Source organism: Streptomyces gossypii (assembly GCF_025165795.1).
In the GTDB taxonomy this organism is placed as follows: domain Bacteria; phylum Actinomycetota; class Actinomycetes; order Streptomycetales; family Streptomycetaceae; genus Streptomyces; species Streptomyces gossypii.
This window is the reverse complement of sequence record NZ_JAJAGO010000001.1, coordinates 247,515-258,359: the sequence shown is the minus strand read 5'-3', so window position 1 is coordinate 258,359 and position 10,845 is coordinate 247,515. Positions and strand designations below refer to the sequence as shown.

Below are 10,845 nucleotides of genomic sequence, written 5' to 3'. Positions count from 1 at the left end.
ACGCGCACACGACGCTGCCGCATCGCGGCGCAAGGGGATCGATGACTGAGTATGGCCGGGGCTCCGGCTCCCAACCGTGGCACCCAGAGGACCCGCTGTACGGGGACCCGGGATGGGACGGGAGCCCGGCCACCGGGCAGCAGCAGGAAGGCTGGGACACCTACGCGGGGGAGCAGTACCCGCAGCAGTACCCGCAGCAGCAGTACCAGGACCAGCAGTACTCGCAGCAGTATCCCCAGCAGCATGCGCCGCAGCAGCAGTACGGGGACCAGTACTACCCCCACCCTCAGCAGTACCCGCAGGGTCAGCAGCCCCCGTACGGCGGTGACTCGTACGGCGGTGACCCGTACGGCGGCGAGGGATGGGACACGGGCGGTCAGCAGCAGTACCCGGACCCGCAGCAGCACCAAGCACCGTACCCCCACCCCCAGCAGGCACATCCCCAGCAGCACCAGCACCCGCAACAGCAGAACCAGGCGGGGCAGTACGGCGGCCAGGGCTGGGACACCCAGGGAGGCCAGCAGTACGGCGGCGGTGCCCCGGACCCGTACGGCGGCGGCGTGCCCGATGCGTACGGCATGCGGCCCGCCGACCCGTACGACACCGGCCAGAACCCCGCGCAGGCCGTCCAGCACGGCTACCACGCCGACGAGGGCGGCTACCCGCAGCCGGGGCCGCACCAGCAGTACGAGCAGCCGGAGATGTACGGCCCGTCCGGCGACCCGGGCGGGCACAGACCGGAGCCCGATCCGGAAACCGGCTGGGACCCGGGAGCCGACCAGGGCGAACACGCCTTCTTCACGGACCGCGACGACGACGCGGTCGACGACTACGACGACGACGATCCGTCCGGACGCGACGGGCGCCGGAACGGCCGCAGCCGTGACGGCGACACCAAGCGGCGTGGCGGCTGTGCGTGCCTGGTCGCGGCGCTCGTCCTCACCGGCGGCGTCGGCACCGTCGGCTACTTCGGCTACCAGTTCTACGAATCGCGGTTCGGCCCCGCTCCGGACTTCTCGGGCGAGGGCAAGGGCACGGTCCAGGTCGAGGTGCCGAAGGGCTCCTCGCTCTCCGACATGGGCAACACCCTGAAGAAGGCCGGCGTGGTCAAGAGCCATGACGCCTTTGTGGACGCCGCCGAGTCGAACACCAAGTCGAGCGGCATCCAGGCAGGCGTCTACACCATGCGCAAGGAGATGTCGGCCGACGCCGCGGTCAAGCTGATGCTCGACCCGGCAAGCCAGAGCGGTCTGATCATCCCGGAGGGGCTGCGCGCCTCCCAGGTCTACGCGCTCATCGACAAGACGCTCCAGACGGACAAGGGCGCCGCCGAGAAGGCGGCCGAAGCCGGTGGTCTCGGCCTGCCCGAGTGGGCCGAGGACAATCCGGAGGGGTTCCTCTTCCCCGCGAAGTACACCGTGAGCGAGAAGACCACCCCGAAGGAGCTGCTCTCGGCCATGGTCAAGCGGGCCGAGAGCGAGTTCCGCAAGCTCGGTCTGGAGGAGGCCGCCGAGGAGGCCGGGAAGAGCCCGGAGGAGATCCTCAGCATCGCCTCGCTCATCCAGGCGGAGGCACAGGACGACGGCGACTTCGGCAAGGTCTCGCGGGTCATCTACAACCGCCTGGACCAGGACATGAAGCTCCAGTTCGACTCGACCATCAACTACGCGAAGGGCGAGTCGAAGCTCAACACCACGGTCAACGACACCAAGTTCGAGTCGCCGTACAACACCTATCTGCACAAGGGCCTGCCGCCCGGCCCGATCGACAACCCCGGCAACCTCGCGCTGGAGACGGCGCTGGAGCCCACGAAGGGCGACTGGCTGTACTTCGTCAGCGTCAAGCCCGGCGACACGCGTTTCACCGACAGCCACGACGAGCACGAGCGAAACGTGCAGGACTTCAACGAGTACTCGCGCAAGAACGGCAAAGACGACTGATGCCCCAGACCCGGCGTGCGGCCGTGCTCGGCTCGCCCATCGCCCACTCGCTCTCCCCGGTGCTGCACCGCGCCGCCTACCGGGAACTGGGCCTGGCGCACTGGTCGTACGAGCGTTTCGAGGTGGACGAGAGCGGCATCGGGGAGTTCCTCGCCGGTCTGGGCGCCGAGTGGGCGGGCCTGTCGCTGACCATGCCCCTGAAGCGCGCCGTCATGCCGCTGCTCGACGAGCTCACCGACACCGCGACCTCGGTGGGCGCTGTGAACACGGTCCTCTTCCGCGATGACGGACGGCGCGTGGGCGACAACACCGACATCCCCGGCATGGTCGCGGCCCTGCGGGAGTGCGGCGTCGTCCGGGTCGAGTCGGCGGCCGTGCTCGGCGCCGGGGCGACCGCCTCCTCCGCGCTCGCGGCCCTGTCCCATATCTGCACGGGAGAGGTGACCGCGTACGTACGCGGCGCCGCCCGCGCCGCGGAGATGCGCGGCTGGGGCGAACGCCTGGGCGTGGACGTCCGTACGGCGCCGTGGTCGGACGCCGCAGGGGCGCTCGGGGCGCCGCTGGTCATCGCGACGACCCCGGCCGGCGCCACCGACATGCTGGCCGGGCACGTGCCCGACCGGCCCGGCACGCTCTTCGACGTGCTGTACGAGCCGTGGCCCACGCCGCTGGCCGCCGCCTGGTCCGGCTCCGGCGGCACCGTCGTCGGCGGCCTCGACCTGCTGGTCCATCAGGCGGTGCTCCAGGTGGAGCGGATGACGGGCCGTGCCCCCGCGCCGCTGGCCGCGATGCGCGCCGCGGGCGAGCAGGCACTCGCCGCCCGGACGGCTCAGGGTCTGTCCGGTCTCCGGACGGGGCCCCGTCCGGCCCCCCGGACGTGACAGGATCGGGGCAGGCAGACATCGCGCCGCAGGCGCTGGACCGAGGAGCACCGTTGAGCAGGTTGCGCTGGCTGACGGCGGGGGAATCGCACGGCCCCGCACTCGTGGCGACGCTGGAGGGACTGCCCGCGGGCGTGCCCATCACGACAGAGATGGTGGCGGACGCGCTGGCGCGCAGGCGGCTGGGTTACGGCCGCGGCGCGCGCATGAAGTTCGAGCGCGACGAGGTCACGTTCCTGGGCGGCGTCCGGCACGGCCTCACCCTGGGATCGCCGGTGGCCGTGATGGTGGGGAACACCGAGTGGCCCAAGTGGGAGCAGGTCATGTCCGCCGACCCGGTGGACCCGGCCGAACTGGCCGCCCTGGCGCGGAACGCGCCGCTGACCCGCCCCCGCCCCGGCCACGCGGATCTGGCCGGTATGCAGAAGTACGGTTTCGACGAGGCCCGGCCGATCCTGGAGCGGGCCTCCGCGCGGGAGACCGCGGCCCGGGTGGCGCTGGGCACGGTCGCCCGCTCCTATCTCAGGGAGACGGCCGGCGTCGAGATCCTTTCGCACGTCGTCGAGTTGGGCGGCGCCGCGGCACCGCCGGACGTCCTCCCGGTGCCCGGTGACGTCGAGAAGCTCGACGCGGACCCGGTGCGCTGCCTGGACGCCGACGCGAGTACCGCGATGGTCGCCGTGATCGACCAGGCGCACAAGGACGGCGACACCCTCGGCGGAGTCGTCGAGGTGCTGGCCCACGGAGTGCCGGTGGGGCTGGGCTCGCACGTCCACTGGGACCGGCGGCTGGACGCGCGGCTCGCGGGCGCGCTGATGGGCATCCAGGCGATCAAGGGCGTCGAGGTCGGCGACGGCTTCGGTCTGGCCCGGGTGCCCGGCTCCCAGGCCCATGACGAGATCCTCGCGACGGACGAGGGCGTGCGGCGCGCGTCCGGGCGCTCCGGTGGCACCGAGGGCGGCCTGAGTACCGGTGAACTCCTGCGCGTACGGGCCGCGATGAAGCCGATCGCCACCGTGCCGCACGCGCTGGCGACCGTCGATGTGGCCACCGGCGAAGCGACGCGGGCGCACCATCAGCGTTCGGACGTGTGCGCGGTCCCGGCCGCCGGGATCGTCGCCGAGGCGATGGTGGCCCTGGTGCTGGCCGACGCGGTGGCGGAGAAGTTCGGCGGGGACAGCGTCCGGGAGACCAGGCGCAATGTCACCGGCTATCTCGATGCCATGGAGATCCGGTGACCGGCCCCGGCCCCGGCCCCGTCGTCGTACTGGTCGGCCCGCCGGGCGCGGGGAAGTCCACCGTCGGCGCACTGCTTGCCGAACGGCTCGGCACTGCCTACCGCGACACCGACGCCGACATCGTCGAGGCGGCGGGCAAGCCGATCGCGGAGATCTTCTTCGACGAGGGCGAGCCGCACTTCCGCGAGCTGGAGCAGGCGGCGGTGCGCGCAGCCCTCGCCGACCACCGAGGCGTGCTGTCCCTGGGCGGCGGCGCGATCCTGGCTCCGGTGACCCGCGGGCTGCTGGCCGGACTTCCGGTTGCCTTCTTGGACATGGACGTCGCCGAGGCAGTCAGACGGGTCGGCCTGGACGCCCCGCGTCCGCTGCTGACGGTCAATCCGCGCAAGCAGTGGCGCGCGCTCATGGACGAGCGGCGGCCGCTCTACACCGAGGTCGCCCGCGCGGTCGTCAGCACGGACGGCCGCACACCCCCTGAGGTCGCCCAGGCGGTCCTCGACGCATTGGAGCTGGAGCAGCGATGACAGAGGTGACCGGGAAGACCGGCGGGGCCCACACCAGGATCACCGTCGGCGCCGGCGGCAGCGTGGGCAGCGATCCGTACGACGTGGTCATCGGCCGTCAGCTGCTGGGCGAGCTGCCCCGGTTGATCGGCAGCGGTGCCCAGCGGGTCGCGGTGCTCCACCCGGAGGCGCTCGCCGAGACGGGCGAGGTGCTGCGCGCGGATCTGGCCGAGCAGGGCTACCAGGCCGTCGCCGTCCAGCTGCCGAACGCCGAGGAGTCCAAGACGGTCGAGGTCGCCGCCTACTGCTGGAAGGCGCTGGGCCAGACCGGGTTCACCCGTACGGATGTCATCGTGGGCGTCGGGGGCGGCGCCACCACCGACGTGGCGGGCTTCGTGGCGGCGACCTGGCTGCGCGGGGTGCGCTGGATCGCCGTGCCCACCACCGTGCTGGGCATGGTGGACGCGGCGGTCGGCGGCAAGACCGGCATCAACACCGCCGAGGGCAAGAACCTGGTGGGCGCCTTCCATCCGCCCGCCGGTGTGCTGTGCGACCTCGCGGCCCTGGAGTCTCTCGGCGTGCACGACTACGTCAGCGGTCTGGCGGAGATCATCAAGGCCGGATTCATCTCCGACCCGGCGATCCTGGACTTGATCGAGAGGGACCCGGAGGCCGCCCGCAACCCGGGCGGCCCCGCCACCGCGGAGCTGATCGAACGCTCCGTCAGGGTGAAGGCGAAGGTCGTCTCCGCCGACCTGAAGGAGTCGGGCCTGCGGGAGATCCTCAACTACGGCCACACTCTCGCCCATGCGATCGAGAAGAACGAGCGCTACAACTGGCGGCACGGCGCCGCCGTTTCCGTCGGCATGGTCTTCGCCGCCGAACTGGGCCGCATCGCCGGGCGTCTGGACGACGCCACCGCCGACCGGCACCGGGCCGTACTGAAGTCCGTCGGCCTGCCGGTCACTTACCGCGGCGACCAGTGGCCCAAGCTGCTGGAGACGATGAAGGTCGACAAGAAGTCCCGCGGTGACATGCTGCGCTTCATCGTGCTGGACGGGCTGGCCAAGCCCGCCGTGCTGGAGGGTCCGGACCCGGCGATGCTGCTCGCGGCGCACGCGGAGATCGCCGAGTGAGCGCTCGCAAAGTCCTCGTGCTCAACGGGCCCAACCTGGGGCGGCTGGGCTCCCGCGAGCCCGACGTGTACGGGTCCACCTCCTACACGGGACTGGTCCAGCGCTGCACGGCACTCGGCGCGGAGCTCGGCTTCGAGGCCGAGGTCCGCGAGACCAACGACGAGGGGGAGATGATCCGCTGGCTGCACGAGGCGGCGGACGGCTCGATCCCGGTCGTGCTCAACCCCGGCGCGTTCACCCACTACTCCTACGGGATGCGCGATGCCGCCGCCCAGCGCACCGCGCCGCTGATCGAGGTGCACATCTCGAACCCGTACACGAGGGAGGAGTTCCGCCACACCTCGGTGGTCGCCGCCGTGGCCAGCGGGACGATCGCGGGCTTCGGTATCGGTTCGTACCTGCTGGCCCTGCGCGCGCTCGCGGACGAACCGACCGGTTGAACCGGCTGATGGGCTGAGAACGGGTGGGGGTCCACCCGGGCACTCGGCGACCGCCCAGGACGTTCACACTCGGGCGGGCAGGGAAGGTAGCCTACCGTTCGGTACGCACCAGCACACAGCACACGGCAGCGGAGTGGGGAGCGGATGCAGCAGTACGGGGCGCGGCAGCCTTCACTTCCACCGGCGCAGCCTCTCGGGGCGCACGCCCACGGGCAGCACGCCCCGCATCCGGGCCAAGGACCAGCGCCGTTTCCCGCACCCGGTACCGCACCGCCGTCAGCGCCCCCGGCGCCGGGCTGGTCGGGCGGGCAGGGGCTGCCGGGCCAGCCCGTCGAGACCGCCACCACGGGGCACATTCAGCTGCCCCCGGGCGCACCGGTGGAGATACCCGGTCCGGGCCCCGATCCCGCGCATCCGGACGGCACCCGCGCCGCCGTCGCCGTGCTCCTGATCGGAGCGGCCGGGGCGGGCAAGACCACGGTGGCCAAGTACTGGGCGGAGCGGCGGGCCGTGCCCACCGCGCACATCAGCCTGGACGACGTACGCGAGTGGGTGCGCTCCGGCTTCGCCGATCCGCAGACGGGCTGGAACGACCATTCGGAGGCGCAGTACCGGCTCGCCCGCCGCACCTGCGGCTTCTCCGCGCGCAACTTCCTGGCCAACGGCATCTCCTGCATCCTGGACGACGCGGTCTTCCCGGACCGGCCGGTCATCGGGCTCGGAGGCTGGAAGCGGCATGTGGGGCCGGGCCTGATCCCGGTGGTGCTGCTGCCCGGCCTGGAGATCGTGCTCGAACGCAACGCCGCCCGTTCCGGCAACCGCCGCCTCTCCGACGAGGAGGTCGCCCGTATCCACGGCCGGATGGCCGGCTGGTACGGCTCCGGCCTGCCGATCATCGACAACTCCCGGCACGACGTCGCCACCACGGCCCGGATGCTCGACGACGTGGTGGGCCGCAGCCTGACCAGCCCGCCGAACTGGTAGCCGCGCCACCGGGCCCCGCTTCCGCCGCGCCGGGCCCGGGGCTCCCCGGCGGGCGACACGCGACCCGCCCAGCCCTTTCGCACGGCCGCAGGGCGCCGGGGACCGTAAGCTCGGCCTCATGTCCGACGTGCACGTCTCCCGCCGCGCGCGGTTGCGCGAACGCTGCGCGGCACACGGCAGCGGCGCGGCGAGCGCGGTGCTGGTCACTCGGCCCGCGAACATCCGCTATCTGACCGGTGGTGCCCCGCCGCCCGCCGCCCTGCTGCTGACGCCCGACGGCCGGGACACGTTGCTCGGCCCGCCGCTGGCGACTCGGGCCGAGACGGCTCCGGGCTCCTGGGGGAACGTCTCCAGCGACGGGCCGCTGCACAACTGCCCGCTCCCGCCGGGCGAGGACGACCCGGCGCTCACCGCGACCGGCCTCGCCGTCGCCGCGGGCGCCGACTCCCTCGCGCTGGAGGAGCACCATCTGACCATCGCACGCTACCGGGCGCTGGCCGCCGCCGCCCCGGGCCTGCGCCTGACCGGTCTGGGCTGTGCGGTCGAGCAGCAGCGGCTGGTCAAGGACGAGGAGGAGATCTCCGCGCTGCGCACCGCCGCCGAGATGACGGACCAGGCGCTGGGCGAACTGCTCGAATCCATCCTCGTCGGCCGTACCGAGCGCCATCTCGCGCTGGAGCTGGAGCGCCGCCTCATCGACCACGGGGCGGACGGCCCGGCCTTCCCGACTTCGGTGGGGACGGGCGGCAATGCGGGCATCTCCGGACATCAGCCCACGGACCTGCGGGTGGAGGAGGGAGATTTTCTCTCCGTGTGCCTGGGCGCCCGCTATCGCGGCTACCGCTGCCAGATCGGCCGTACGTTCGTCATCGGCACGGCCCCGGCGGACTGGCAGATCGACCTCTACGACCTCGTCTTCGCCGCTCAGAGGGCCGGACGGGAGGCGCTCGCGCCCGGGGCCGCCTACCACGAGGTGGACCGTGCGGCCCGGCAGCCACTGGACGCGGCGGGGTACGGTGTGGCGCTGGCGGCACGCATGGGCCACGGTGTGGGACTGGAAATCGGTGAGGACCCGCAGCTGACACCTGCGGCCATGGGTAAACTGGACGCTTGTGTGCCGGTCACCGTCGAACCGGGAGTTCACCTCCCAGGGCGCGGCGGGGTCCGGATCGATGACACGCTCGTCGTCCGCCCGCAGGCGGACGGCGGACCCGAGCTACTCACCATCACGACCAAGGAGCTGCTCGCACTCTGACCATGGGGCTGCGGATCCTGGTCTCGCAGCAGCAGTCTCAGGAGATTCCGCAACCGTGGCTTCCACGAACGACCTCAAGAACGGCATGGTGCTCAAGCTCGACGGCGACCAGCTCTGGTCCGTAGTCGAATTCCAGCACGTCAAGCCCGGTAAGGGCCCCGCCTTCGTCCGCACCAAGCTGAAGAACGTGCTCTCCGGCAAGACGGTCGACAAGACCTTCAACGCCGGCACCAAGGTCGAGACGGCCACAGTGGACCGACGCGGCATGCAGTTCTCGTACATGGACGGCGACTACTTCGTCTTCATGGACCTGGACACCTATGACCAGGTCCACATCACCCGCGAGATCGTCGGCGACGCGGCCAACTACCTCATCGAGGGGTTCGAGGCGACGGTGGCCATGTATCTGGGCAACCCGCTCTTCGTCGAGCTGCCCGCAGCGGTCGAGCTGGTGATCGAGCACACCGAGCCCGGCGTGCAGGGTGACCGCTCGACCGGAGGTTCCAAGCCCGCGCGGCTGGAGACCGGTTACGAGGTCGGCGTGCCGCTGTTCATCACCACCGGTGAGAAGATCAAGGTCGACACCCGCTCCGGCGAGTATCTCGGCCGGGTGAACAACTAACCGTGGCCGCCCGCAGCAAGGCGCGGAAGCGCGCCTTCCAGATCCTGTTCGAGGCCGATCAGCGCGGCAGCACCGTGACTGACGTCCTCGCCGACTGGATCCGGCATGCGAGAACAGACGATCGGCAACCGCCGGTCGGTGAGTACACGATGGATCTCGTCGAGGGGTACGCGGAGCACACGGACCGCATCGACGAGTTGCTCGCCACCTATGCGGTGGGCTGGACGCTCGACCGGATGCCGGTCGTGGACCGCAGCATTCTGCGGCTCGGCGCCTACGAACTGATCTGGGCGGACGACATCCCCGACGCCGTGGTGCTCGACGAGGCCGTGCAACTCGCCAGGGAGTTCTCCACGGACGACTCGCCTGCCTTCATCAACGGCCTGCTCGGTCGGCTGAAGGAACTCAAGCCGAGCCTGCGGCGCTGACCGGTAGCGAGCGAGGTCCGGGACGCCATGCGTCCCGGACCCGTCGCGTCAGGCGTCCTCGTGCGATACCGCCCGGCGGGCGTCCGCGTCGAGCACTCCCCAGCTGATGAGCTGCTCGGTCAGCACCGAAGGCGACTGGTCGTAGATCACGGCCAGCGTCCGCAGGTCGTCCTGGCGGATTGAGAGGACCTTGCCGTTGTAATCGCCGCGCTGGCTCTGGATGGTCGCCGCGTAACGCTGCAGCGGGCCCGCCTTCTCGGCCGGCACATGGGCCAGCCGCTCCAGGTCGAGCACGAGCTTCGGCGGTGGCTCTGCGGCGCCGCCCGGCGTGGTGCCCGGCAGCAGCTCCTGCACCGGCACGCCGTAGAAGTCGGCAAGCTCGGCGAGGCGCTGCACGGTGACCGCACGGTCGCCGCGCTCGTAGGAGCCGACGACAACGGCCTTCCAACGGCCCTGGGACTTCTCCTCGACACCATGAAGGGAGAGGCCCTGCTGGGTGCGGATGGCGCGGAGCTTTGCTCCGAGCTGTTTGGCGTATTCGCTGGACATAAGGCTCCCGGACGACGTCGTGGTAACTCACTGTGAGATTACGCAGCGTAATGTGTGCCGTCAAGCCGAACGGTCCTTCCTGCCTCCGATCAGGTCTAATGATGGGAGTTACGGAGCGCACGGGCTGTCCTGCTACTGTGGGCGCGCAAGATTCCGACGTCCTTTAAGACCGTCCCGTGAGACGGAGAAGGAGGTCCGTTCTCCCATGGACAACGGCGACAACAGCGACACCGACCGGCACGGCGACGACCGCGATCCCAGCGGGGAAGCCGCGGCGGCAGGCCCGGCCCGCCCCGTACTGGAGGCGCCGGACATCAAGCGGGTCCTGACCCGCATCGCCCACGAGATCGTCGAACGCGCCAAGGGCGCCGATGACGTGGTGCTCCTCGGCATTCCGACCCGCGGCGTCTTCCTCGCCCGCCGGCTGGCCGCCAAGCTCGACGAGATCACCGGCCGTACGGTCCCCGTCGGCTCGCTCGACATCACCATGTACCGCGACGACCTGCGTATGAAGCCCGCCCGTGCGCTGGCCCGTACCGAGATCCCGGCCGACGGGGTCGACGGCCGGCTCGTGGTCCTCGTCGACGACGTGCTCTTCTCCGGCCGCACCATCCGCGCCGCCCTCGACGCCCTCGGCGACATCGGCAGACCACGCGCCGTGCAGCTCGCCGTACTCGTCGACCGAGGCCACCGCGAGCTGCCGATCCGCGCCGACTACGTCGGCAAGAACCTCCCCACCTCGCTGCGCGAGACGGTCAAGGTCCGGCTCACCGAGGAGGACGGCCGCGACGGCGTGCTGCTGGGCGCCCGCCGGACCGACCCCTCGGGCGACCGCTGACACCTGGCGTGGGCGGGAGCGGCGGAGCGTC

Annotated in this window: 12 protein-coding genes; 11 read left to right on the top strand and 1 reads right to left on the bottom strand. The window is 71.3% G+C overall.

The window, feature by feature from the left end; translation table 11 throughout:
• The first annotated feature begins 41 nt into the window (after window positions 1-41).
• From mltG to nusB, 10 genes are all read left to right on the top strand, one after another.
• Window positions 42-1,940 carry an endolytic transglycosylase MltG gene (gene mltG / locus LHJ74_RS01135; RefSeq protein ID WP_260215468.1) on the top strand — a complete coding sequence of 633 codons (1,899 nt, stop codon included), beginning with the start codon at window positions 42-44 and terminating at the stop codon, window positions 1,938-1,940.
• Complete coding sequence (locus LHJ74_RS01130; RefSeq protein WP_260215467.1) at window positions 1,940-2,821, top strand: shikimate dehydrogenase; 882 nt, start codon at window positions 1,940-1,942, stop codon at window positions 2,819-2,821. The genes mltG and LHJ74_RS01130 overlap by 1 nt, the downstream gene beginning before the upstream one ends.
• A gap of 53 nt (window positions 2,822-2,874) precedes the next feature.
• On the top strand, window positions 2,875-4,059 hold the full coding sequence (gene aroC, locus LHJ74_RS01125; RefSeq protein ID WP_260215466.1) for a chorismate synthase: 1,185 nt from the start codon (window positions 2,875-2,877) through the stop codon (window positions 4,057-4,059).
• Window positions 4,056-4,583 carry a shikimate kinase gene (locus LHJ74_RS01120; protein ID WP_260215465.1) on the top strand — a complete coding sequence of 176 codons (528 nt, stop codon included), beginning with the start codon at window positions 4,056-4,058 and terminating at the stop codon, window positions 4,581-4,583. The genes aroC and LHJ74_RS01120 overlap by 4 nt, the downstream gene beginning before the upstream one ends.
• The gene (gene aroB, locus LHJ74_RS01115) at window positions 4,580-5,698 is read left to right on the top strand and encodes a 3-dehydroquinate synthase (RefSeq protein ID WP_260215464.1); all 1,119 of its coding nucleotides are present in this window, start codon (window positions 4,580-4,582) and stop codon (window positions 5,696-5,698) included. Before LHJ74_RS01120 ends, aroB begins: the two co-directional genes overlap by 4 nt.
• Entirely contained in the window at window positions 5,695-6,138 is a 444-nt protein-coding gene (locus LHJ74_RS01110) for a type II 3-dehydroquinate dehydratase (RefSeq protein ID WP_260215463.1), read from the top strand. The genes aroB and LHJ74_RS01110 overlap by 4 nt, the downstream gene beginning before the upstream one ends.
• Before the next feature lie 144 nt (window positions 6,139-6,282).
• On the top strand, window positions 6,283-7,122 hold the full coding sequence (locus LHJ74_RS01105) for an AAA family ATPase (RefSeq protein ID WP_260215462.1): 840 nt from the start codon (window positions 6,283-6,285) through the stop codon (window positions 7,120-7,122).
• Window positions 7,123-7,240: 118 nt separating this feature from the next.
• The gene (locus LHJ74_RS01100) at window positions 7,241-8,377 is read left to right on the top strand and encodes a M24 family metallopeptidase (protein ID WP_260215461.1); all 1,137 of its coding nucleotides are present in this window, start codon (window positions 7,241-7,243) and stop codon (window positions 8,375-8,377) included.
• Window positions 8,378-8,432: 55 nt separating this feature from the next.
• Window positions 8,433-8,999: an elongation factor P gene (gene efp, locus LHJ74_RS01095; RefSeq protein ID WP_260215460.1), complete on the top strand. Its 567-nt coding sequence runs from the start codon at window positions 8,433-8,435 to the stop codon at window positions 8,997-8,999.
• Window positions 9,000-9,001: 2 nt separating this feature from the next.
• Complete coding sequence (gene nusB, locus LHJ74_RS01090) at window positions 9,002-9,427, top strand: transcription antitermination factor NusB (RefSeq protein WP_260215459.1); 426 nt, start codon at window positions 9,002-9,004, stop codon at window positions 9,425-9,427.
• 48 nt (window positions 9,428-9,475) lie between these two features.
• Here the strand turns inward: nusB and bldD are convergent, their stop codons facing one another.
• Window positions 9,476-9,976 carry a transcriptional regulator BldD gene (gene bldD / locus LHJ74_RS01085; protein WP_027751102.1) on the bottom strand — a complete coding sequence of 167 codons (501 nt, stop codon included), beginning with the start codon at window positions 9,974-9,976 and terminating at the stop codon, window positions 9,476-9,478.
• A gap of 205 nt (window positions 9,977-10,181) precedes the next feature.
• Between bldD and pyrR the strand changes: the two genes are divergently transcribed.
• Window positions 10,182-10,814 carry a bifunctional pyr operon transcriptional regulator/uracil phosphoribosyltransferase PyrR gene (gene pyrR / locus LHJ74_RS01080; protein ID WP_260215457.1) on the top strand — a complete coding sequence of 211 codons (633 nt, stop codon included), beginning with the start codon at window positions 10,182-10,184 and terminating at the stop codon, window positions 10,812-10,814.
• The last annotated feature ends 31 nt before the right edge of the window (window positions 10,815-10,845 follow it).